The organism is Nostoc sp. 106C, assembly GCF_002154725.1.
Lineage (GTDB): Bacteria > Cyanobacteriota > Cyanobacteriia > Cyanobacteriales > Nostocaceae > Aulosira.
The window spans coordinates 103225-125645 of the sequence record NZ_MTAW01000104.1; the positions used below are offsets into that span (position 1 = coordinate 103225).

A 22421-nucleotide genomic window follows, 5' to 3' on the forward strand; every position below is an offset into this window, starting at 1 on the left:
TTATTGTTAACTTTTTAGCTTTATGTCTGACGACCACGCAAGAAAAAGTAGATTTGGTTGAGATAACTTTCCCAAGCTTGTGTTGTTACTTGCAGGGTTTCTGCACTTGGTACAAAGTCTTCAATTCTTAACCCGCGTGTTCTAATGTCCTGAGGATTCTGCAATAGGTAAGGCGGAACTTTAATATCTAATGGATTCAAAGCGATGGCTGACCCAACCATATCACTCTGAGATAAAATGCCATTCCCTACAACATCAGAGATATTGGCCGTGGTGTCTGGAACCGAAGCCACCAAAATTTCAGATGTGGGAGAAAGTTGCTCTAAAGTTGCTAACTGAGGATTACCTACAGTTGCTATTGGTGCCCTGACCAGGAAGTAGGCAATAGCTGGTGTACTTGCTAACAGTAAAATTGTCAGCGCCCAACCTAGTAAGTATCCTCCTGGTTTATCTATTCCACCTCCCTTAATTCTCTGGGAAGCAAAAATTAACATCAAAATCGATGCTCCCAGTGGTTTGAGCGGAAATGAGATTAACCTCCACAAAGACGCCACCGCTGGTTCATTGGGGTTAATGAACGCCAGCGCGATGACGATCAACGCAAGGACTACGAGTAATCGCCCGACAAAATTACCTGTTGGATAGACTCTTTGGAACAAAGAATATACAACAGTGCCAATTAACAGCCACAGTAGTACTCGGCTTAGGAGTAGAAACATAATATATTAACTCTCAAATTTTCCGCGGTCAGCCTCAAGGTTTCGGGCAGCGGATTTATTTTCTCGTCAAATTGTAATCGTACTGTTACCTGACTTAAAATACCTCAAACCTCACAACCAAAGACTACCGTCGTAGTGATTTTAGTGCAATTTTTTGATACTGGGTGTATTATCTAGAATTTTGCCAATAAGTAATGAGGCATTAGTAACTTAAATTAATTAAGTAGTTATAACTCAAAAGGAAAAACTATGTCGCCTAGAAAGCCCACAATTTTAGTGACGGGGGGAGCAGGATATATAGGTTCCCATACAGTTCTTGCCCTCAAGCGAGCGGGTTATGAAGTAGTAATTCTTGATAACCTAGTGTACGGGCATCGCGACTTAGTAGAGAAAGTTCTACAAGTAGAACTGATAGCAGGCGATACATCCGATCGCGCTCTGCTCGATCAGCTATTTCAAACCCGCAATATTGATGCAGTCATGCACTTTTCAGCCTACGCCTACGTAGGAGAATCAGTTACAGACCCCGCCAAATACTACCGCAACAACGTTTTAGGTACTTTGGTGCTGTTAGAAGCAATGCTGGCAGCGTCCATTAAGAAATTTGTCTTTTCTTCTACTTGTGCAACTTATGGGGTGCCGGAAGTTGTACCGATTCCAGAAAATCATCCCCAAAATCCGATTAATCCCTATGGCGCTACTAAGTTAATGGTAGAGCGCATTCTCTCAGATTTTGACGTTGCCTATGGTTTAAAATCAGTGCGTTTTCGCTACTTCAATGCTGCTGGTGCCGATCCCAATGGACTACTGGGTGAAGATCACAACCCAGAAACCCATTTGATCCCCTTGGTGCTACTGACAGCTTTAGGCAAGCGCGAATCGATTTCAATTTTCGGCACTGATTATCCTACACCCGATGGCACCTGCATTAGAGATTACATTCACGTTAGCGACTTAGCAGACGCCCATATTTTAGGATTGGAATATTTATTGCAAGGTGGCGACAGCGAAGTTTTCAATTTAGGCAATGGTCTAGGTTTCTCTGTTAAAGAAGTAATTGCAGCGTCCGAGGAGGTGACCGGATTGACGCTCCCCGTACAGGAATGCGATCGCCGTCCCGGAGATCCACCATCTTTAATCGGCAGTAGCGAGAAAGCCAGAAAAATCTTAGGTTGGCAACCCCAATACCCAGGCATCAAAGATATTGTCCTACATGCGTGGCAGTGGCATCAACAGCGACATAAGTAATTGGTCCTTTGGCATTTGGCATTTGTCATTTGGCATTTGGCATTTGTTATTGATTACTAGTTATTCTGCTTGTCTGCCTTGTCCACGCCACTTGCTACAACGCGGCGGCACTTCCTACCCTGCGGGAAGCCACCCTCCGGGTGTCTACAAGTCGGCGGAGCCGCCCAACGGAGTGCCTTGGGAACCCGCGCAACGCAGTGGCTCCTCCTTGTCCCCTATCTTCCTCTCCGCTTTTGCACCACAGCTAACACAATACCTAAGGTTGCAAAGATGGCGGCGGCGATCGCCCACAATGGTAAAGATTGAGATTGAGCCTCTACTAGATCGTTATTGACATTCTTAATACTTTGTGATACATTAGCCGAACTTGATGCTACAGTTACGTCAAACTTTAACTCGAAAGGTTTAAAACTTGCCCCTGCTGTAGGTTTACCACTCAGTCTCAATAAATAAACCCCTGGTTTGGGGAATGTAATTTCTGCACCTGGTGTAGCTTGATAGCGTTCAGCAGACACAGGTTTTAAAGGAGGTTCTAACAGTGGTGGCTCTTTTGCTGTATGGGGTTCGGCATAAACAGCCAACTGGCAATTACACTCTTTGAGGGCGATCGCTTTTCCACCTTTGCGAGTCAGAGCAAACCAAGCTTGTGCAGGGCTTCCTGCTTGGGGATTATCATTCGGTTCAATATGGAGAGTACCACCAACATCTGCGGCTATTTTTACTGTATGGGCAGAGGCGGCGTGAAGCTCATTGACTGAGATGACTAATAAAAAAGCTAACGGAAGAGAAAATTTAGCGTGACTTAGTTGGGGGAACATAAAATTTTGCTATGGATAACCTTGACCAAAAACACCGCGAACGCACCAGCAGCACACAAAGGGTAAAAAAACCCAGTAGCGCTGCTGCTAATTTATTCCCCCCATTTGATTGTAAAGAACCCAGATAATGGGAACCAATCAAAACCGCATGAATCACACTCAACAGTAAAGCAGGCAAGCTCAATAGATGAATCTGTCGCCAACGCTTACCTAAATATTTTTGCCAGAAGTCAAAACTTGTGAAAGCAGCGGGAGTCATCAATATCAATGCTACAACACCCGCAGCTATGCTCCACTGGAACTTTGGCCGCAAGAACCAGAAAGCGGCAAAATTCCATTGCAGTGAATGTTCCAGCATGTGGATAGTGTGAGCGACAGACAGCACAAAAGCTGCCACTCCCAAAGCACGACGGTAACGCAAGGGTGATGCCCAAATCCTACTAATGGGACGAGCTATTAGTGCCAGGATCAAGCAAATTAAGGCAGCGTGTCCGGTATAATCGACCATTGTATCGCCAGTTCGCAGCAAAGTAATTGCGCCAATGGTGAGAGTCACCCAACCGCCTAAGCGAAACAACTGACTACGCCGATCTTGACTTACCAACGAAGCAGAAATACCTGCACCTAACATAGTCGGTAGGGTTCCCAAGCCAAAAGCTAGCATAGTTGCCGCACCCATCCATAAATTACCAGTCTCAGCGGCTTTAATTTGGGCTGCATACAAGAAACCACAAGGCATTAATCCCCAAGTCATCCCCAAAAGTGCTGGTGTCCACCATCTAGGTTGTGAAGAAAGGTTGACCATTCCTGTACTAAGGCGATCGTGTAATTTTCCTTGTAATAGAGGATGTAAAACTGGAATTTGAGGTAGCAGTCCAGGTTTTATTTGTCCTAACCCAAACCAAATCAACATTAAACCAGTAATAATTGCTATCCAGCGACGTAATTCACTGCCAATACCTGCTAGCTGTCCACCTTCTACCAATACTGAACCCAGTGCACCAATCCCAGCACCGACTAGGGTATAACTCAACAGCCGCCCTAGGTTTAATAAGATATGAAATTTTAATTGCTGTCGCCAATCAGGAGTTCCCTGCTGATGAGATAAGGAGAATGCCATTGTTAAGGGACCGCACATCCCAAAACAATGTCCAAAACTACCCAGAAACCCCAGGATTGTAATGAGTGATAAATCTAGCATAAATAAATTCCTGAGTCCTTGATTCTGAGTTTTGGGTGGAAGCATGAAGAAATTATTTTCTCTTCATTTCTCCTTTTTTCCTCAGTACTCAGCACTCACCACTCAGCACTGTTATACTGCGGAACTTTAAGTGAAATTGGTGACTCTGTCAAAAGACGAGCTGTCAAACTTGCTGTTTGCGCTACCGTAAGTTTGAGAAGCAGGGACGATCGCATGAAAAAATGGATTTGGCTGGCGCTGTTACTCCTAGTGGTAGTTGTTGTTGTGAGTAGTAGAGGTACTGCCAAAAATGACTTATTTGAGCAGCCTCCCTCACCAGCAATTGTTCAAAGTATTCCCAAAGAAAATACTCCAGCACAGAAATTGCAGCCAGTATCTAGCAATTTACTAGTGTCGGCTGACAAGCTGTTTAGCCACATTCAAAAGTTGAATTTTCAGCGTTATACGAGCGCTGAGCGATCGCGTACTCGCACTTATATTACAACTGAACTGAGAAAATTAGGCTGGACACCTAGGTTAGAAAAGTTCTCTGACGGTGTGAATATTTTTGCCGAACGCCAGGGAACTAACAAAAAAGCTGGTGCGATTCTTGTCGCTGCTCATTATGATACTGTTGCTGCTTCTCCGGGTGCTGATGATAACGCCAGTGGTGTAGCTGTAGTACTGGAAGTTGCTAGAATTCTTGGTGCACAACCAACACCGCGAACATTGCAGCTAGCTTTTTTTGATCGAGAAGAAGCGGGACTTTTGGGTAGTAAGGCTTTTGTGAGCAAAACAGCACGTTTGCAAAATCTACGCGGTGTCATTGTTATGGATATGGTAGGTTATGCTTGCCACACTACCGGATGTCAGCAGTATCCAGCAGCTTTACCTGTTACCCCACCCAGCGATAAGGGCGACTTTTTAGCGGTAGTTGGCGATACAGAACATTTACCTTTGCTGAATGCCTTTCAAAACTCCCAGCAAATCTCGCCTACAGCTTTGAATAAAGAAGATTCAAATCTACCCTCAGTCCTCACACTGCCTATTCCTCTCAAAGGCTTGCTGACACCAGACACCCTACGCAGCGATCATGCACCATTTTGGTATCAAGGAGTAGGTGCTGTCTTAGTAACTGATACTGCTAATCTCCGAACTCCTCACTACCATAAACCTAGCGATATACCAGCTACAATTGACCGTGATTTCTTTATAGGTTCAGCCCAGATTGTGCTGAATACTACTAATAAATTGTTAGAGAATGAGGAGAATTTGGCAACTCAATAGTAATTTGGATGTTAAGCTAATAATCATTAAAATTGCATCTCCGTGTCTCCCTTTCTCCGCGTCGCCGCGTCTTTCTGAGGCTAAGGATTCTGCAACTTAAAGGCGGGTTAGCTTACCTGGCTCTGCACGGAAATGTTGCACTCGCAGAAAGATTTAGGTGGGAATTGATATGAGAACTTAAGTTGGTGAGGGCGATCGCTCCTGACCTTGGGAAGAAGCAAGAAAGAGAAAGTGCGATAACATTGATTTACGCTGTCGTTGGGTCAAAATTGATCGTGGCTACCCCACTCAAAATAGACGAAGCTTTGCTGCAAGAAGCACTGGCACTGGATGACCACACAACTATTGATGCTCTGGTTGAAACAGCACTTCGTGAATATATTCAACGTCGTAAGCGGCTCAAAGTGTTAGACCTCTTTGGCACCATTGATTATGACGAAGACTACGACTACAAGCATCAACGTCAGCAAACATGAGCGTCATTGTTGATACCTCTGTTTGGTCACTGGCTCTGCGTCGGAAAACACCACCCAATTCTTCTCCTGCCGTCACACTATTGCGGAATTTCATCACTGATGATCAAGTTGTCTTGCTAGGCGCAATTCGCCAAGAAATCCTTTCTGGAGTTCGCAGTTCAGAACAGTTTACCCAGATGCGGGATTACCTTCGAGCCTTCCCCGATCTAGAACTCATACCTGAAGACTACGAACTCGCCGCCGAGTTTTTCAACACATGCCGCAGTAATGGCATCCAAGGCTCAAATACTGATTTTCTGATTTGTGCGGTTGCTCATCGTCGAAGCTACAGCATCCTCACCACTGACAACGATTTTCAGAGTTTCCAAGCACACATTCCTGTTCTTCTATTGATTGTTGAAGGTTAGCCCGTCACGCCAGTAGTGGCGTGACAAAACTAAAATGTTGCAATAAAAATGTTTGTAGTTGCGCTTTAGCGCCCTATCAATTAGAAATCTAATGCACAACTTTAGCCTTGCCAAGCCAGTAGCGTGTGTTATACCGTATAACTTCAAGGGGCGACAAGCTGGCTAAAGTGCTTGCTGTATAAGCTTCATAGCTCTTAAACCCCTTTGATAAAAGCTGTGCTTATTGCGAATGGAACTGACCAGTTCCTCGACCCATATCTGGCACTCATGCCAAGCGACTATCCAATTTTGACCCTTCGGGTTCGCAGTCGCCTGCGGAGGGAAACCCTCCCCCAGCGCTGACTCACCATATAAACCTATCCAAAAATTACTGTGTCGCTTAGGAGTTCGATTTTTTTCTTGAGTGCGACAAATATTAAGATTGTTGTTTTTGTAATTTAGTTCTTTGTCCATGTAACCAAGCACTCGTTAAGGCTAAAGCAATTAAGAAAATTAAACGCACAAGTCTATCAGGGCTAGCTTTAGAACCTTCCAGATTGTAACCACCTGTTTTACAATCTTTGAACATAGCTTCAATGCCAAAACGTTGACGATAGATTTTGACAGCACTTTCCAGGTCAGGCAGATTGGTTAATAAATACCAAGCTTCTTTCTCTTGTTTACCTCGGTACTTCCTTTTCCAGTAAACTGCCAAATTAAAGCGACCAAAGCCTCGTTTTTGAGTAAACTTGATATTGGTATAAAATTGGCGGATACCTGGATAAATAGGAATGGTATTTAAAGGTTGGAATGAGCGTCCTTTATGACGAAAAGTCGTGTCCTATTTTTGGCGGAATACAAAGCTGATGTTCAGTCTATGCAACCATTGTGCTAATTCTATACTGTGAAATTCTCTATCACCAATAATCACTAATTTATAATTCTTTAACAACCGAATCACTGGGCGTAATACTTTTTGCTGCTCTTGTAGATTGCTGCTACCATCTTTCTCTAATAAACACCAAAATATTGGCCATGCTCTTTTTTGATAAATCACGCTAACCATTAACACATTGTTTTCTTTACACTGCGTTCTATCCATAGCAATGGTTAATTGTGACCCGGCTTTAAAATGTCGGTTTATTATTTCTTCAATTATGGGAAACCAAAGCAGTACTACACTCAATGCGTTCAAAGTTAAAAATCTTTGTAAATGCCGCCTACGGCTGTTTTCTTGTATTGGTAAAGGTAGCGTTGCCGCTAGTCTTTCTAATCTGATTTGTTTTTGATTCTGTAGCAACCACACCAACATTTTTAGAGTGATTAACTGCGATTGAGTGAGGTATTTTTCCAGCAATCTTTGATAGAATAAGGGCAACATTATGATGACAGTCTTGTTCAATTTACGAGACCGTTCTTTTTTACCACGAAACCGATCTCTAGAGACTGGTCTGTTCCCCCTGTACGCTTCATTGGCTCAATATGATGCAACAGTATGTGAACCACCTTTCCGGCTATGAAAAAGAACTTTATGAGCAACGAGTAGAATTTTTGCGCCAGTGGGCGAAGGAAAATGGCTACGAGAAGTCATTTAGAGAGCGACCATCGCAGTGATTAATACTCATCTGTCTTTAGGTTGAGGATAGGTCAAAGTCCAGTTCTGTTTATCATTTAATTGCCAGTACAAACCTTGTAGAATTAGCCGCAGTGCAGTACGAGTTCTCATGTAGTCTCTAACTAAATGTGTTCCTGGTTCGGCAGAGATATCATCATAGTTTTGACTGTAGCCAAATGGTTTAGAACATTCACTACCAAAACCTTTGACAGTTAACACAAAAAGTGGAGATTGCTTGTATTCATTAGGAACCATAAAGATACCATATACATGATGTTCACCACGCCAAGGCTGAACAACAACTTTAGTCGCCTGAACTTGGAATTTTTTAGTTTTTGATGCGAGGAAAGCTGCTGAATTGCAATCAGAATCATTTATAGGCCACAACAGAATTACAATAATTAGTGAACATAGAAAAACTAAGGTATGGAAGAGTTGACGATGCATAAACTCAACAGAAATTTTATTTACTTAATGACATATAGTCGGCAATATTAGTGATTTAATCTGCCCCATGAATTGGATTTCAGACTGTCACTACAAAAATTTTATAGAGTTTATTTACCTTATTAAAATAGGCGATCGCCAATTCGTTTTTTGTGGCAATCAACACTGATTTGAGGTTGAAATAACTCAATGGTAATATTCATGATAAAAAGCCTAATGCGTAAGCATCTTAGCTTTATGCCAAAAAGTTCAACAGCAGCAAATTCATTTTAGTGCAAACTATCTAGAGGATTATTTCCAAAATCATGAAACAATGGTAGAAAATCTTACAGACTGATATTTTGTTACATAAAATTTTGTTCTGCTCGAAACTTCAGGCATTAAAACAATTGCGAAGTAATGGTATTGAATTTTTAGATACACCTGACATTTACTACAACAATTTGCCAAAACGTATTGGTGAAATTGATTAAAATATTAATACTCTGCGAGAACTAAAAATTTTACTTGATCGAGACAAAACAGGATATCTGCTGCAAATATTTACTAAACCATTAGTGGCAAGACCAACATTTTTTATTGAAATTATCCAACGTAAAGGCGCACAAGGATTAGGTAACGGAAATTTTCAAGCATTATTTGAAGCTATCGAGCGCGAATAGGCTACCCGAGGAAATTTATAAGAAGATAGCAGATCGACTGATAAGATTTTTTACAGCAAAGGTAGTAAAATACACGAATATCGGCTATATTCCCCTAAGCGTGGAAAAAAAAGATGTTCATGGGAAGCACCAGGGGAAGTCTACAAAATATTACAGGTTGGTTCTGTGCGCTTGCGATCGCACAAATTTTGGGGACAAATACCTCTGCAAAAGCTGCTGATACAGTTGTTGTTCGATTGGGTCTGTTTGCAGAATCGATCTCTGTTGCCGATCTCCAAACTGCCGCTGACACTGGAAAATTTCCTAGTGATTTGGAATTTTACACCAACAGTTTATCTGAACAACAACGCCGCTTAGTTTTAGGAGCACTCAGAACAAGGATACCTTTAAATGTTGTTACCATTAGTCGATTATTGAATACGCAGATTGGGACAACCATTCTCAATGACCTTGCAACTGCTTTAGTTAGAAAAGATCAGGCTGGCGCACAAGCGCTAAGAGCCGGATTTGTCCTAGGCTCTACTTCACCACAAGGTCTTTCTATACTTTCCTTTATTAAGTCCTATCCTAGTAAACGCCTAGAAATTAACTTGCCACAAGCATTTACAGTTGCAGGTAGTCTGAACTCAGGTTTTTGGCTGACTCAACAGTTTATGCTGGCGATAGCTCCTCAACTCAACCCTACCACACCTCAAATATCGTTTCCCTTTGATCCCAGCCAACCAGGAAGCGCACAAGTCCAGGTTCTTGGTTTGCAGTTAAAAGACCAAAAACGCGATCGCAAAATCCCAGTTGATGTTTATTGGTCAAACGCTACAACTGCTGATAAACCGATAATTGTCTTTAGCCACGGCTTCGCATCAGTGCGTACAGATATGCGCTACTTAGCAGAACATCTAGCTTCCCACGGCTATATAGTAGCGGCTTTAGAACATCCTGGTAGTAATGAGACCAGTACCAACTCAGCAATTAAAAATAACACCAGACTTTTACAGCCTCAGGAGTTCTTAGATCGTCCTAAGGATATTAGTTTTGTCCTTGATGAACTCGAAAAACTCAACCAAACAGCCAAAAACCCATTGCAAGGAAAAATAGCCACTAATAACGCAATGATTATTGGTTATTCGTTTGGTGGCGGTACAGCCTTAGCAATTGCTGGAGCCGAAATGCAACTAGAAAGTCTCAAACAAAGTTGTAAAAAGAATGTAGCTACCTTTAGTTTAGGTGAAACGCTGCAATGCGTTGCCCAAGAATTACCAGCTAACAGATATCAACTAGGGGATAAGAGGATAAAACGAGCGATCGCTCTTAGTCCTACCACCTCTTTGATGTTTGGTCAAACTGGTCTTAGTAAACTGCAAGTACCTACTCTAGTATGGGCGGGTTCCGCAGATAAAACCGTCCCAGCTTTACCTGAACAAATTGTTGGCTTTAATAAAATCCCATCACCCAAATGGCTTGTTGGCATACTTGGGGGTACTCATCTGAGTGTCAAAGACCCAAGTACCACAATGGATCAGCAGGGAAAACTAAATACACCTTTGTCTGGTGGCGAAGTAGTCGGTGAGCAAGCAGTTGACATTCGTAAATACTTGAAAGCTATAGCTTTATCCTTTGCGGCACAGATGACTCCGGAAGCTGAGAAATACGCAATTTTTCTTACACCAGATTATGCTCAGTTTGCTTCTACTCAAGCATTTCCCATTCGCCTAGTTACCGAAATTCCACCACAAGCGATGTTAGTAGTGAAAGAATTTACAGGCAAATAAGACGCAAAGATTCCTTAAGTTAATACCAAAAAATAGATTATCCAATATCTAATCGCCGCCTCAATTAATCCCTTACAGAGTCTCACATTCTTGATTGGAGATTTTTTAGGCATAGTCATATCTTAAGTATATTTACGAATGCATAATGTATTTTGCAGCGTGTGTAATGTACTTATCGATAAACAGGTAAAATCTTCATGTCAAACCAATTCACCTTTACCGTTACCAATCAAACCGATCTAGCTATTACAGAATTGTGGGCATCTCCAGATAATGAAGAGTGGTCTCAATTTACATTAGATGACGAAGGCATTCCCGCAAGTGAAACAGTAACAATTGCTTGGGCTGAATATACAAATGATTCACAATGTGAATGGTATATCTCTGCTGTATTTGAAGATGAATCAGAAACGGAGTCAGCCTTATTTAACTTCTGTGAAGAACCAGATATAGAAATTGGATAAATTAGCTATACCCGAAGTCAACTTAATGTGAAATCGGCGGTTATAAACCGCATCTATACAGACAAAACCCACCACCGTAGGTTTCAAAAACCTTAGCCACTGCGTTGGGGGGTTTTCCGACTTGTTCGCTATACTGCAAAGCAGAACCCGCAAGGTAAGCGTTCCCGCAGAGTAGCAAGTGGCGCGCGAATTCTATTCGCCAGGGCTTAAGTTGACACAAGTGGAAGCGATCGCCCCTAATAGCATTTTAGATTTTGGATTTTGCGTCTGAATGTTATGAATTAAAATGTCGCAATCATTTTTAAAATTGCGATAAATTATATATTTTGAAAAAATAATTTTCACAATCCTATGGAAATCATAGCGATTCGCTACAAACAGCTAGATTTCTTTCTTTAAAAAATACCGTTGATATCCTGGGGGGAAGTTTTCCAACACGCCAAATCTCTGATAACCAAGACGTTCGTAAAAGCCTAGGGATTGAAAGCTAAATGTATCTAGGTAGGCGTAACTACAACCGCGCTGTTTGGCTGCTGCTTCAGCTTTAGCCATGAGTTGCTTTCCATACCCTTTACCCCGCAAAAATTCTGTAACCCACAGGTGAGAGACAAACAACCATCCCCATTGTGTTTTCCCAACTAAACCGCCGACAACAAAGTTGTTATGGTCTCGAATTAAGATAGCTAGGGGTTGGTATTCGTCTTTTTCTATTTGGCGATCGCTGTTGTATTCAACAAGCTTGTTAATAACAGTACGAATATCCTCTTGTGCAGGATTATCTTCAACTGTAAATTTGAGGTCTGCCATTTATCATCCGCCTTTTTGCACTATTACTCGCGAAACGCAGAGACTGCTTCTGTTGTATCTGTAAACTCACGAAACTGCTTAATTTTGCCATCTTCAACAGTCCAAATTACTACAGTATCAGGCTCGTAGTAGCGACCAGTTGCTTTCACCAAAACTTTAAAATGATCCACTACAGCAACTTGATTGTCCTGAGCAATAAAGTTTTTTAGCTCGAACTGCTGAAATTCTACATTTTCATTCAAAAAAAATAAAAATTGCGCTACTCCATCTCGACCATGCCATTTTTCACCATGTGGCACAATATCTCGGGGAAATAGAGTTTTTCATTCCACATCATCTGCCAATACATTTAATGTAGCTTCGATATCTCCGCTACTGATAGTTGCATAAAACTGCCGTACTAGTTGTAAGCTTTCTTGAGTAGTCATTTATGCTTCGCTAAATTCGAGTAAGTCAACTCAATAATTTTCTTTTAAGAGACTAACCCCGGCAATCCTCGCAGTTTGATGATATTTTTGCTTATTTTCTGTGGATGAGAATGCTAATTTTTGAGAACCAAATAGCGCTACAATTACACAACATTGAACTTTCGGCTTTGTACCATTAGTCCTTTGGCGATTTGACGCTTTATCCTTTATGTGCCTTTTCTGCACTTGATCTTTTTGGGTAATTAGAAGAAATTCCAACTTTTGTATCGTCTTGAAATAGCAGAATACAGACATTTTGTAACAAAGTTGACAAAATGGTACAGCAAGACTCTGTATCTAAATTAGCTTATAGCATCTCAACGCTTGTAATATTTTTATGACTTCCTCTATTCGCTTTTTGATGTGTGCTCCTGACCACTATGATGTGGACTATGTGATAAATCCCTGGATGGAAGGGAACATTCACAAATCATCCCGCGATCGCGCTGTTGAACAGTGGCAAAAACTCTACCATGTCCTCAAAGACCACGCCATTGTAGATTTAGTAACACCGGAAAAAGGTTGGCCTGATATGGTATTTACCGCCAACGCTGGCTTAGTGTTGGGGGATCATGTAGTTCTTAGCCGCTTTTTGCACAAAGAACGTCAGGGAGAAGAGCCTTACTTCCAAAAATGGTTTGAAGCCAACGGTTACACAGTGCATGTGCTACCTAAAGACTTACCTTTTGAAGGCGCAGGAGACGCACTGCTAGACCGGGAAGGACGCTGGCTCTGGTCAGGTTATGGCTTCCGTTCAGAATTAGATTCTCATCCTTACTTAGCTAAGTGGCTGGATATTGAAGTATTATCCTTGCGACTGATTGATGAGCGCTTCTATCACTTAGATACTTGCTTCTGTCCCTTGGCTAACGGCTATTTACTGTACTACCCAGGTGCTTTTGATTCCTACTCCAACCGCTTAATTGAAATGCGAGTAGCAGCAGAAAAGCGCATCGCCATAGAAGAAGCCGACGCGGTTAACTTCGCCTGTAATGCGGTGAATGTGGACAGCATTGTGATCATGAACAAGGCGAGTGATGCTTTAAAAACACGCCTTACAGATGTGGGTTTCCAAATCATTGAAACGCCATTGACGGAATTTCTCAAAGCTGGTGGTGCAGCGAAATGTCTTACCTTACGGGTAACAGAACCAGTTAGAGATGAAATTCACGCCAATGTTTCTGTAGAAAGTCGCATCATCCGCCTAGAAGGCCACTTGCTCGATTCTGGCTTGATTAACCGCGCTCTGGACTTGATTGTAGACACTGGGGGAAGCTTCCAAGTACTGAATTTTAACTTGGGAGAACAGCGCCAAAGTACCTCAGCAGCTGAAGTGAAGGTATCGGCACCATCCCACGAGGTGATGGAAGAAATTATCTCACTGTTGATTGATTTGGGTGCTGTAGACTTACCCCAAGATGAGCGCGATGCTAAACTAGAGCCTGTTGTCCAAGCTGGTGTAGCTCCTGATGATTTCTATGTGAGTACGATTTATCCTACGGAAGTGCGGATTAAGGGACAGTGGGTGAAAGTACAAAATCAGCGTATGGATGGCGCGATCGCAATTACTCAATCTCCCAATGGTTATGTTGCTAAGTGTAAAATATTACGCGATTTAGAAGTAGGCGAACAAGTAATTGTAGATGTATTGGGTATCCGCACCATCCGCAAAACAGAATCGCGAGAACAGCGTAATGCTCAAGAATTTACCTTTATGTCCGCAGGAGTTTCCAGCGAGCGGCGTGTGGAATTAGTCGTTGAGCAAGTGGCTTGGGAGTTACGTAAAATTCGGGATGCTGGGTGTAAAGTAGTTGTCACAGCAGGACCAGTGGTAATTCACACTGGCGGCGGCGAACATTTATCACGACTGATTCGCGAAGGCTACGTGCAAGCGCTGTTGGGTGGGAATGCGATCGCTGTTCATGACATCGAGCAAAATATGATGGGTACTTCTCTCGGTGTAGACATGAAGCGGGGTGTGGCTGTGCGTGGTGGACACCGCCATCACCTCAAGGTAATTAATATCATTCGCCGTTATGGAAGTATTGCCAAAGCTGTGGAAGCAGGGGTAATTAAGAGTGGCGTGATGTATGAGTGCGTCCACAATCATGTACCGTTTGTACTCGCCGGTTCAATTCGGGATGATGGGCCTTTGCCTGATACCCAAATGGATTTGCTCAAGGCACAGCAGGAATATGCCAAACACATCGAAGGTGCAGAAATGATTTTGATGCTATCTAGTATGCTGCACTCAATAGGCGTAGGGAATATGACACCGGCTGGGGTGAAAATGGTGTGTGTGGATATTAATCCGGCTGTGGTTACCAAGTTAAGCGATCGCGGTTCGATAGAATCGGTGGGTGTAGTAACAGATGTGGGATTATTCCTCAGTCTGTTGACACAGCAGCTCGATAAGTTGACAAGTCCTTATCGGGCGGTGGTAGGTTAATAAAAAATCTTACGCAAAGGCGCAAAGGTAAGAAAGGGAAAGGGAATGGCAAGAGTAGCTTTCAACAGAGACTTGCAGGTTAATTGGGTGAGTTGGCTTGCTGATTTTATGCTGGCGGGTATGGTTATTGGTCCGCTAGCTGCTCCCTTTCTTGCTGCGTCTGGGGTGCCTTTGCTACCAAGGATTGCAAATATTATTTATTTCATGGGCAATCATGTATGCCCACAACCTGATATGGGGTTAGATTTAGCACCACCCTTTATCATGGCTGTATGTATGCGTTGTTATGGCACTGTCACAGGTTTACTAATAACGCGCCTGTTGTATGGGGCGACGGGTGGTAAAGGTTTTTACTGGTTAAATCAGTATGGCTGGAATGGTGTTGCGATCGCCAGCGTGTTGATGATGGCCTATCCTTTGGAATTAGCAGCCCAGGTTTTCGGTTTGTGGAGTTTTAATAATTATATTGTCACGCCTTTTGGGTTAATTACGGGTTTGGCGTGGGGGTTATTTACTATGCCAATTTTGCACGGGCGACTTTCAAGCAATTAGCTGATTTCCAATGAATGCGTAATTTCTATAACTATAGAATTTATCTAGATGCTTGTTGCCTCAATCGTCCGTTTGACGATCAAACACAATCTCGGATTGCACTGGAAACACAAGCAATCCTGACAATTCTTAGCCAATGCCAATCAGGAATCTGGAGACTGATCGCCAGCGCTGCTTTGGATGCAGAATTAGACCAAACTCCTGATCTAGAAAGACTCAAGAATGTCAAAAAAATACTCGCGATCGCTAAAATCAAAGTCATCAGCAGCCAACTCATCGAAAAGCGATCAGCAGAACTCCAAAGCTTGGGATTTTCTAGCTATGATGCCACTCATATCGCAAGTGCTGAAAGAAGCCAAGCCGACATTTTCCTCACGACAGACGATAGACTCCTCAGAAAAGCCGAGAAAAACTCTCAATTGATTAACGTAAAAATTAATAATCCTGTGCAATGGCTAGTAGAGGTTATACAAATAGAGGGAAACAACAATGGCTAGAACACAGCAGGAAATCATCAGACAAGGTTATCAAGCATTAGTCGATTCTTTAGGAGTTGTCGATGCCATAAGATTTATTCAACATTTCAGTCCAGGTCAAGGTGACTATACAAAGGAACGTCATCAGTGGCTAGACAAAAAATCTTTAGAAGATGTTTTTGCACAAATGAAACAACCTTCAGAAGATAATCTTAATCAATACGAGGAAATTATTGAGTAGGGTGGGCATTGCCGATCCTAGAAATTAGATTATCCCCACTGGAAGTGCGTAGGCGTAGCCCGTCGTAGACAGCGCATCTTCCCCTTATTTTGCAAAATCTTACTGCACTTTTCTAAACCACTCAGTAATCCCATCCGCTAGCACTTTTGCCATCTTCTTCTGTTCTCCTGCGTTCACCACCTGCTCAAATTCATTGGGATTACTCATAAAACCTAATTCCAGCAACACCGATGGCGCAGCAGTGGGACGTGTCAGAGCCAGGTTATCCCAAAACACACCATAGGAAGGCCTGCCCAGGTTTTTGACTACATAGTTGTGCAAAAATAGTGCTAAACTGTGTGCCTGGGTGTTATACCAAAAGGCTGCAAATCCCTTAGTTTTTTCTGCATCGCCATCATCGGGTAAAGAGTTGTGATGAATAGAAAGAGCGATCGCAGGTTCTTCTTTACTAATAATTACTTGCCGTTCTCCTAAAGATACTTCTTTATCATCCTCCCGTGTTAGCACCACTGTCGCTCCTCGCTTCACCAACTCATCACGCAGCAACTTGGAGACCGCCAAGTTGACATCTTTTTCTAAATAGCCAGTTGGGCCACTGGCACCTGATTCTTTACCCCCATGTCCGGGATCAAGTAAAATCTTGATGCCGGATAAAGGTTTGCGTGCTTTGTCTTTGATTACAGGCGGATGACGCAAAGCTAAAACTAGGCTCGTACCTTCGTATCTCAGCTGATATCCCCACTGTTGAGATTTTTTGAGATTAAAGGTGTATTTAACCTGTCCGGGAGCCACCTGTTGCCAATCTAGGCGAGAAATTAGGGGACTATCATCCGTGCGCACAATATCTGTTTGGGCGGTGGTGTTGTAGAGTGTGAGGCTGAAAGAGCGATCGCTTTGTTGTACGCTCACAGGAACAGGAACTTCAAGCGGGAAAACAATCTCCGTGGCGCTAGGGAGTTGTCGATAGCCGACACTGCGAATGATTGTACGTGGTGAGATAGCACCTGGTAAAACTTGGGTTTCTTTACTATTAATCCAAGCACCATAATCTAGGCGTAACCATTCACCTTCTTTCCCCGTGACTGTGGCTCTGGTTCCTTTAGGTAATGGTGTGAGCCTTGAATGGTCGGTACTTGGACCAGTGCGAGCTACGCCTGAGTCTGCTGTTACCTCAACAACGGGCAATTTTATGGGTGTGAGAATTTCAATTTTGCCAGTACCTGACTGAGTTACAGTCTGACCATTAAGTGTCAGTCGAAATTCTGGTTTACCCAAATCAATATTTTTACCGGAATCTGGAATAACAGCACTGGAAAATATATTATTACCGTAAATTAGGGAGCTAGTTTCGATTGGAGAATCAGGCTTTTGTGCTATGGTGCAACCCTCATACCTTCCTGCGATAGACTGGTTAGCAGGTTGATTATTTCCCGTTAAGGCAGCCAAATTATTTGGTAGTTGTGCCTTGATGGGTTGGGGTGCAAGGGCAATAGTTTGATTAGCCAGGTTAACAGAAACACTGGCGTTAGAGGGTGCAATCGCGCTAAAACAAATTAATTCCCCTGGTAGCCTGGCTATGTCGGCTGCTGGCGTTAGAGAATCTTTGGCAAAGGCTAAACCTTGTGGTAGCTGAGGCTGAGTGGTAAGTCTTGTCACCTTAATCTGAAGTTCTTGATTTTGGTGACGCACAGTAAACAAATTATCTCCCAATTGCAAGGGAAAACTTGGGGCAAAATGACCAGCCTTGCTGCGGGTAATTGGCTTACCATTAAACAACACTTGACCATCTGATGGTGCAGTACCAAGAAAAAAGATTTTTTCCGCACTTGTTTGGTAGTTTGTATTGGGAAAAACAACTACAAGAGATGAATCTGCCAATGCTACTGAGGAGGTGACAATCAGGCTTAATATTACCAGTCCTACGAGTTTTTTCACAGCGAGATCACAGAAGATTTCACAATAGTTACTGTGGCACAATGACGGGATGTATTTTTAGAAGTGGCCAAAAATTCAAATTAGTATGACTAAGTTTATTTTTGTAACTGGGGGCGTAGTTTCCAGTATCGGCAAAGGCATTGTAGCAGCAAGTCTAGGGCGATTGCTCAAGTCGCGCAATTATTCTGTGTCGATTCTCAAACTCGATCCTTACCTGAATGTCGATCCAGGTACAATGAGTCCCTTTCAACATGGGGAAGTTTTTGTTACCCAGGATGGCGCGGAAACAGATTTGGATTTGGGGCATTACGAACGCTTCACCGATACTTCAATGTCACGCCTCAACAGCGTTACCACTGGCTCTATTTACCAAGCAGTAATCAATAGAGAACGGCGCGGCGATTATAATGGCGGCACTGTGCAGGTGATACCCCACATCACTAATGAAATTAAAGACCGTATTCTAAGAGTTGCTAAGAATACAAATCCTGATGCGGTGATTACAGAAATAGGCGGTACGGTAGGAGATATTGAGTCACTGCCGTTTTTAGAAGCAATTCGCCAGTTTCGCAAGGAAGTAGGACGACAGAACGTGGTGTATATGCACGTTACCTTATTACCTTGGATTGCCTCCGCTGGGGAAATGAAAACTAAGCCGACACAGCATTCGGTGAAGGAATTAAGATCGATTGGCATTCAACCAGATATTTTAGTTTGCCGTTGCGATCGCCCCTTACCTGTGGGATTAAAACGAAAATTATCTGAATTTTGCGATGTAGCCGAAGAATGCGTCATCACCTCCCAAGATGCTAAGAGTATCTATGAAGTACCGCTGATGCTAGAACGGGAAGGCATGGCAGAGCAAGTCTTGGATTTGCTGCAAATGGAACAACGCAAACCAGATCTCGTGCAATGGCAAAGCCTGGTACAACATTTGCACAGTCCCAAACACGATATAGAAATTGCGATTGTTGGGAAGTACGTGCGCTTGGGCGATGCTTACATATCAGTAGTCGAAGCCTTGCAACACGCAGCCATCTCCACCTATGGGCGACTGCGCCTGCGTTGGATAAACTCAGAAGCCTTAGAAACCGAATCAGCAGAAAATCAACTAGAAGGCGTTGATGGTGTACTTGTACCAGGCGGTTTCGGTGTCCGGGGAGTAGATGGTAAGATTGCCGCGATTAAATATGCCCGCGATCGCCAAATTCCCTTCTTAGGTTTATGCTTGGGAATGCAATGTGCCGTCATTGAATGGGCTAGGAACGTTGAAGGATTAAAAGATGCCAACAGTGCCGAATTTAACCCTTATACCAGCGCCCCAGTCATTAACCTGTTGCCAGATCAGCAGGATGTCGTCGATTTAGGCGGTACAATGCGCTTGGGAGTTTATCCTTGTCATGTTCTCCCCAATACCCTAGCGTTCAAACTCTATCAAGAAGATGTGATTTATGAACGGCATCGCCATCGGTATGAGTTCAACAATAATTACCGCAGCCTCTTGTTAGAGTCAGGTTACCTGATTAGCGGCACTTCTCCTGATGGACGCTTAGTTGAAATTGTTGAATTACCAAAACACCCATTCTTTCTAGCTTGCCAATTCCATCCAGAGTTCCAATCGCGTCCTAGCAATCCCCATCCATTATTTCAAGGATTTATCCAAGCTGCGATCGCTCATAGCCTTCCGCCTCTGGTACAACAGCACTAGTACCGCTTTGCTTAATTAAAAATTGCCAAAGCTGATGTTCTAGGCTTTTTGTCTATCCTATAGACCTATGATGGTGACAATAATTTTTGAGAATGGCTGACACTGAACTCGTAAGGTATAGCATCTTTATTCCCACCGTGCTGTACTAGTGTAAGCTGACAACAGTAATCTAAAATTCACAATCAACAGCAGCTTTTTGGCGATTTAAATTGTGAATTTTTTTAAAAGGACAGCGACATCACGGGGACTTGAGGAGATTTTGTGGCGTACTGGGTGAAAATCCTTTACGAGAGGAAAAAATACGTAGTCAATTTTGACCGTATTAATGCCTTTTGTTATGAACAAAATGGCAGAGTTACCTTTTGGCTACCCGATTCTGCTATTCCAATTGTGATTAACCCACAAAGTAATCCGCAAGACTATGACAAGATTTTGCAATACATAGAACGTGTGACTGGTTTGGAACTAGAAGATACTTATTGGGTGAAAATTATTTATGAAAATAATCAATATGTAATTAACCTCAATTGCATTAGTTCCTTTTGCCAAGAATCTAACGGCAGGATAACTTTTTGGTTGCCTGATGGTACTATTCCCATCATCATCAATCCTGCGAGTAATCCAGAGTCTTATCAAAAAGTTTTGCAATACGTTCAGAAAGCAACAGGATATTCTTTGTCTTAAATGTTGAAGCGAGGACATAGGCCAGAATGAAGGAGAGAGTTTTAAGCTATGTCTTTTTGCCTTGCCCAATTGAAAGCTTCCACACAATCAAAGATTTATTAGTCTTCAATCAGCGAAAAGTTCTGCGGGAGGGTTTCCCTCCGCAGGAAACTTTTCAAGGCAATGGTGCGTTGAGGGCAAACACTGATTGCTACCTTCTGCTTTTCTCTTGTACTAGACACTTTGAGTATTGCCATTGGCTGCTTCTTTTGCACTAGCTTTTAAACGGCTAATAGTGCTTCTACGGATGCGTTCACTTTTACGCACACCACCCGCCATCTCATATTCGTAGCTGTCTTTACCGTATTTTACCGCAACTCCCAGCAGCATATGAGCAGAGAGATCACCCAAGGTTTTCTCTAATTCTTTAATCTCGCTTTTGTAAGCATTAACCACGCACACAGCAGTATTATAAGATTGAATTTTACTGCGCAATTTCTCTATTATCTGTGTCATATTTTCCAAGTTGCGATTATTCCCAAAATCTATGTTTGGATCAATCGCCTTGAGTCCGTAGGTTCTTAATACAGCTTTTTCTAAAACACGTGATTTCTGTTTTTGACGAGGCATAGGTGTCTTCCTTTTATAGCGTTTTAAAGCTAGCTTGCCTTAGCGAAGCTGCATTTCGGTTCAGCAATATACACAAATATTTGCAATTTTTATAACATAAATTTTCAGTAATTTTACGATGATAATTTGAACTTAGGGGCGCGAGGTAATGACAAAACTTGTTGTCCTAACGACAGAAGTTGTGGGAGTAATCAAGGCATCGGTGCGATATTCCTCATTCTGAATCGATTCCTGACGTAATTAGGTATTGCCCAGCAAAACGCGGATATGGTGGGCATTGCCCATCCTGCTGTATTAATTCATCGTTCACCACCTAAGAAGGCAAACTCCGATTTAATATTCCAACGGCTACCGTCGTGAATTAATAAGGTCAACTTATCGGCAATAAACTCAAAATGTAACTGCTGATTTTCAAATTCTGGCCAAGCAGCTTTAAAGTTCTGCCGCGTTAAGTCCCGAAATGCCACTGTCATGTGGGGTGCAAAGGGGCGAGTTTTGCCAACTTTGTCTACAATACCCAAGTTTGCTTCTACATACGCCATTAAATCTCCTTGCAAGGTCAACAGTTCTTGGCTTCTCACTACATCTATATAGATGACGCGGGGTGCAAAGGCAGCAAACCCACTGAGTGTAATCGGTAGTGACTGTTGCTCACTAGCAAACTCTCTGATCGATGCTTCTAGACGTGACACATCGTTATCTGCCCATTCAAAGGGCGGTTGCAGAGTAATGTGGGGTGGGGACTTTTGCGCGTGTTGGCTGGCATAATTATCAGCGAAGTATTGCTTGATTTGGTTAGCGTAATCTTGAATGTCTTGCGGTGGTAGGAGGGCGATAAAAAAGCGGCTCATTCAATTTTAGATTTTAGATTTTGCAGAAAGTCTGAGCGCCGGAAGCCAGCGCTCAGACTTTCCAAGACGGATTTTAAATTAATATTGAGCAGCGAAGATTGGTTGAAAGATATTACAACTAGATGACGAGACAAAAATTCAAGAGGTTGCAAGTAAATGCCTTGGTTTGTGAAGATTGAAGCAGGCAAAGTTGATAAACCTACCTTTGACCAATATGTACCCGCCCATAAAGCTTACGTTCAGGATTTAATTGCCAAAGGACACAAAGCCAAAACAGGTTATTGGGCAGAATTCGGAGGCGGGATGATGCTGTTTGAGGCGGAATCGATGGACGAAGCCCAAGCCATTGTAGCCCTTGACCCATTGGTAAAAAATGGTTGTGTGAAATATCAGCTACACGAATGGCGAATTGTTATGGAATAACACTCAATTACTGATTTTTAGTGTTATTCTATTAATAGACCTGGACCTATGCGACTTCAACGCCCAAATCTTGTCAGGACCGGAAGGTAGCAGCAATACGGGATGCTTGTGGTAGGCGTAGACTCCGGGTCGCCCTATTTGTAGGAGC

The 22421-nt window shown here is 42.8% G+C and carries 24 protein-coding genes and 1 other RNA gene; 14 read left to right on the plus strand and 11 right to left on the minus strand.

What is annotated here, in order from left to right:
- Nucleotides 1–20 precede the first annotated feature (20 nt).
- Nucleotides 21–719: a hypothetical protein gene (locus BV375_RS14110; protein ID WP_086761456.1), complete on the minus strand. Its 699-nt coding sequence runs from the start codon at nt 717–719 to the stop codon at nt 21–23.
- Between the two features lie 249 nt (nt 720–968).
- On the opposite strand from BV375_RS14110, the gene galE reads away from it, so the two are divergent.
- Nucleotides 969–1967 (plus strand): UDP-glucose 4-epimerase GalE, encoded by a 999-nt coding sequence (galE, locus tag BV375_RS14115; RefSeq protein ID WP_086761458.1) that lies wholly within the window; start codon nt 969–971, stop codon nt 1965–1967.
- Nucleotides 1968–2182: 215 nt separating this feature from the next.
- On the opposite strand, the gene BV375_RS14120 is transcribed toward galE, so the two are convergent.
- Both BV375_RS14120 and BV375_RS14125 read right to left on the minus strand, forming a co-directional pair.
- Complete coding sequence (locus BV375_RS14120; RefSeq protein ID WP_208095712.1) at nt 2183–2785, minus strand: hypothetical protein; 603 nt, start codon at nt 2783–2785, stop codon at nt 2183–2185.
- A complete protein-coding gene (locus tag BV375_RS14125) occupies nt 2760–3986 on the minus strand; it encodes a sulfite exporter TauE/SafE family protein (RefSeq protein WP_086761519.1) in 1227 nt (408 codons plus the stop codon). The genes BV375_RS14120 and BV375_RS14125 overlap by 26 nt, the downstream gene beginning before the upstream one ends.
- A 213-nt stretch (nt 3987–4199) precedes the next feature.
- Here BV375_RS14125 and BV375_RS14130 point away from each other — a divergent pair, with 213 nt between their 5' ends.
- The 3 genes from BV375_RS14130 (at nt 4200) to BV375_RS14140 (ending at nt 6135) form a co-directional block, all read left to right on the plus strand.
- Nucleotides 4200–5252, plus strand: coding sequence for a M20/M25/M40 family metallo-hydrolase (locus BV375_RS14130; RefSeq protein WP_086761460.1), 1053 nt, complete (start codon nt 4200–4202; stop codon nt 5250–5252).
- A gap of 275 nt (nt 5253–5527) precedes the next feature.
- Complete coding sequence (locus BV375_RS14135; RefSeq protein ID WP_086761523.1) at nt 5528–5728, plus strand: type II toxin-antitoxin system VapB family antitoxin; 201 nt, start codon at nt 5528–5530, stop codon at nt 5726–5728.
- On the plus strand, nt 5725–6135 hold the full coding sequence (locus BV375_RS14140; RefSeq protein ID WP_086761462.1) for a PIN domain-containing protein: 411 nt from the start codon (nt 5725–5727) through the stop codon (nt 6133–6135). Before BV375_RS14135 ends, BV375_RS14140 begins: the two co-directional genes overlap by 4 nt.
- A gap of 415 nt (nt 6136–6550) precedes the next feature.
- Here BV375_RS14140 and BV375_RS37600 read toward each other — a convergent pair whose 3' ends face one another.
- From BV375_RS37600 to BV375_RS14155, 3 genes are all read right to left on the minus strand, one after another.
- Nucleotides 6551–6907, minus strand: coding sequence for a transposase (locus BV375_RS37600; protein WP_339376763.1), 357 nt, complete (start codon nt 6905–6907; stop codon nt 6551–6553).
- Nucleotides 6908–6955: 48 nt separating this feature from the next.
- Nucleotides 6956–7495, minus strand: coding sequence for a hypothetical protein (locus tag BV375_RS37605; RefSeq protein ID WP_208099120.1), 540 nt, complete (start codon nt 7493–7495; stop codon nt 6956–6958).
- 240 nt (nt 7496–7735) lie between these two features.
- Complete coding sequence (locus BV375_RS14155; RefSeq protein ID WP_086761466.1) at nt 7736–8176, minus strand: hypothetical protein; 441 nt, start codon at nt 8174–8176, stop codon at nt 7736–7738.
- 781 nt (nt 8177–8957) lie between these two features.
- Here BV375_RS14155 and BV375_RS14165 point away from each other — a divergent pair.
- Both BV375_RS14165 and BV375_RS14170 read left to right on the plus strand, forming a co-directional pair.
- On the plus strand, nt 8958–10607 hold the full coding sequence (locus tag BV375_RS14165; RefSeq protein ID WP_086761468.1) for an alpha/beta hydrolase: 1650 nt from the start codon (nt 8958–8960) through the stop codon (nt 10605–10607).
- 197 nt (nt 10608–10804) lie between these two features.
- On the plus strand, nt 10805–11071 hold the full coding sequence (locus tag BV375_RS14170; protein WP_086761469.1) for a hypothetical protein: 267 nt from the start codon (nt 10805–10807) through the stop codon (nt 11069–11071).
- Between the two features lie 381 nt (nt 11072–11452).
- On the opposite strand, the gene BV375_RS14175 is transcribed toward BV375_RS14170, so the two are convergent.
- Both BV375_RS14175 and BV375_RS14180 read right to left on the minus strand, forming a co-directional pair.
- Nucleotides 11453–11878 (minus strand): GNAT family N-acetyltransferase, encoded by a 426-nt coding sequence (locus BV375_RS14175; protein ID WP_086761471.1) that lies wholly within the window; start codon nt 11876–11878, stop codon nt 11453–11455.
- Nucleotides 11879–11901: 23 nt separating this feature from the next.
- Nucleotides 11902–12177 (minus strand): nuclear transport factor 2 family protein, encoded by a 276-nt coding sequence (locus BV375_RS14180; protein ID WP_166507445.1) that lies wholly within the window; start codon nt 12175–12177, stop codon nt 11902–11904.
- 505 nt (nt 12178–12682) lie between these two features.
- On the opposite strand from BV375_RS14180, the gene BV375_RS14190 reads away from it, so the two are divergent.
- Genes BV375_RS14190 through BV375_RS14205 form a run of 4 tightly spaced genes read left to right on the plus strand, consistent with a single transcriptional unit; the run spans nt 12683 to nt 16063 of the window.
- Complete coding sequence (locus tag BV375_RS14190; RefSeq protein WP_086761475.1) at nt 12683–14794, plus strand: TIGR00300 family protein; 2112 nt, start codon at nt 12683–12685, stop codon at nt 14792–14794.
- 45 nt (nt 14795–14839) lie between these two features.
- Entirely contained in the window at nt 14840–15346 is a 507-nt protein-coding gene (locus BV375_RS14195) for a DUF2085 domain-containing protein (protein ID WP_086761477.1), read from the plus strand.
- 14 nt (nt 15347–15360) lie between these two features.
- A complete protein-coding gene (locus BV375_RS14200) occupies nt 15361–15843 on the plus strand; it encodes a PIN domain-containing protein (protein WP_086761479.1) in 483 nt (160 codons plus the stop codon).
- Nucleotides 15836–16063 carry a hypothetical protein gene (locus tag BV375_RS14205; protein ID WP_086761481.1) on the plus strand — a complete coding sequence of 76 codons (228 nt, stop codon included), beginning with the start codon at nt 15836–15838 and terminating at the stop codon, nt 16061–16063. The genes BV375_RS14200 and BV375_RS14205 overlap by 8 nt, the downstream gene beginning before the upstream one ends.
- A 99-nt stretch (nt 16064–16162) precedes the next feature.
- Here the strand turns inward: BV375_RS14205 and BV375_RS14210 are convergent, their stop codons facing one another.
- Nucleotides 16163–17998 carry an N-acetylmuramoyl-L-alanine amidase gene (locus BV375_RS14210; protein WP_086761483.1) on the minus strand — a complete coding sequence of 612 codons (1836 nt, stop codon included), beginning with the start codon at nt 17996–17998 and terminating at the stop codon, nt 16163–16165.
- An 85-nt stretch (nt 17999–18083) separates the two neighbouring features.
- On the opposite strand from BV375_RS14210, the gene BV375_RS14215 reads away from it, so the two are divergent.
- Nucleotides 18084–19706 carry a CTP synthase gene (locus BV375_RS14215; protein ID WP_086761485.1) on the plus strand — a complete coding sequence of 541 codons (1623 nt, stop codon included), beginning with the start codon at nt 18084–18086 and terminating at the stop codon, nt 19704–19706.
- A 261-nt stretch (nt 19707–19967) separates the two neighbouring features.
- On the plus strand, nt 19968–20390 hold the full coding sequence (locus tag BV375_RS14220) for a hypothetical protein (protein ID WP_086761487.1): 423 nt from the start codon (nt 19968–19970) through the stop codon (nt 20388–20390).
- 213 nt (nt 20391–20603) lie between these two features.
- On the opposite strand, the gene BV375_RS14225 is transcribed toward BV375_RS14220, so the two are convergent.
- A complete protein-coding gene (locus BV375_RS14225; protein WP_086761489.1) occupies nt 20604–20999 on the minus strand; it encodes a hypothetical protein in 396 nt (131 codons plus the stop codon).
- A 299-nt stretch (nt 21000–21298) separates the two neighbouring features.
- Entirely contained in the window at nt 21299–21850 is a 552-nt protein-coding gene (locus BV375_RS14230) for a 2'-5' RNA ligase family protein (protein ID WP_086761491.1), read from the minus strand.
- 156 nt (nt 21851–22006) lie between these two features.
- Between BV375_RS14230 and BV375_RS14235 the strand changes: the two genes are divergently transcribed.
- Both BV375_RS14235 and ffs read left to right on the plus strand, forming a co-directional pair.
- Nucleotides 22007–22273, plus strand: a complete 267-nt coding sequence (locus tag BV375_RS14235; protein WP_086761493.1) for a YciI family protein — start codon at nt 22007–22009, stop codon at nt 22271–22273.
- A 37-nt stretch (nt 22274–22310) separates the two neighbouring features.
- An RNA gene (gene ffs / locus BV375_RS14240) (signal recognition particle sRNA small type) lies at nt 22311–22407 on the plus strand.
- Nucleotides 22408–22421: the final 14 nt, after the last annotated feature.

Coding starts and splice junctions, on each gene's coding strand:
- BV375_RS14175 (WP_086761471.1), bottom strand. CDS start 11,878: ATGGCAGACCTCAAATTTACAGTTGAAGATAATCCTGCACAAGAGGAT.
- BV375_RS14215 (WP_086761485.1), top strand. CDS start 18,084: ATGACTAAGTTTATTTTTGTAACTGGGGGCGTAGTTTCCAGTATCGGC.
- galE (WP_086761458.1), top strand. CDS start 969: ATGTCGCCTAGAAAGCCCACAATTTTAGTGACGGGGGGAGCAGGATAT.
- BV375_RS14195 (WP_086761477.1), top strand. CDS start 14,840: ATGGCAAGAGTAGCTTTCAACAGAGACTTGCAGGTTAATTGGGTGAGT.
- BV375_RS14120 (WP_208095712.1), bottom strand. CDS start 2,785: ATGTTCCCCCAACTAAGTCACGCTAAATTTTCTCTTCCGTTAGCTTTT.
- BV375_RS14235 (WP_086761493.1), top strand. CDS start 22,007: ATGCCTTGGTTTGTGAAGATTGAAGCAGGCAAAGTTGATAAACCTACC.
- BV375_RS14200 (WP_086761479.1), top strand. CDS start 15,361: ATGCGTAATTTCTATAACTATAGAATTTATCTAGATGCTTGTTGCCTC.
- BV375_RS14110 (WP_086761456.1), bottom strand. CDS start 719: ATGTTTCTACTCCTAAGCCGAGTACTACTGTGGCTGTTAATTGGCACT.
- BV375_RS14165 (WP_086761468.1), top strand. CDS start 8,958: ATGGGAAGCACCAGGGGAAGTCTACAAAATATTACAGGTTGGTTCTGT.
- BV375_RS14140 (WP_086761462.1), top strand. CDS start 5,725: ATGAGCGTCATTGTTGATACCTCTGTTTGGTCACTGGCTCTGCGTCGG.
- BV375_RS14125 (WP_086761519.1), bottom strand. CDS start 3,986: ATGCTAGATTTATCACTCATTACAATCCTGGGGTTTCTGGGTAGTTTT.
- BV375_RS14170 (WP_086761469.1), top strand. CDS start 10,805: ATGTCAAACCAATTCACCTTTACCGTTACCAATCAAACCGATCTAGCT.
- BV375_RS14130 (WP_086761460.1), top strand. CDS start 4,200: ATGAAAAAATGGATTTGGCTGGCGCTGTTACTCCTAGTGGTAGTTGTT.
- BV375_RS14225 (WP_086761489.1), bottom strand. CDS start 20,999: ATGCCTCGTCAAAAACAGAAATCACGTGTTTTAGAAAAAGCTGTATTA.
- BV375_RS14205 (WP_086761481.1), top strand. CDS start 15,836: ATGGCTAGAACACAGCAGGAAATCATCAGACAAGGTTATCAAGCATTA.
- BV375_RS37605 (WP_208099120.1), bottom strand. CDS start 7,495: ATGTTGCCCTTATTCTATCAAAGATTGCTGGAAAAATACCTCACTCAA.
- BV375_RS14230 (WP_086761491.1), bottom strand. CDS start 21,850: ATGAGCCGCTTTTTTATCGCCCTCCTACCACCGCAAGACATTCAAGAT.
- BV375_RS14155 (WP_086761466.1), bottom strand. CDS start 8,176: ATGCATCGTCAACTCTTCCATACCTTAGTTTTTCTATGTTCACTAATT.
- BV375_RS14190 (WP_086761475.1), top strand. CDS start 12,683: ATGACTTCCTCTATTCGCTTTTTGATGTGTGCTCCTGACCACTATGAT.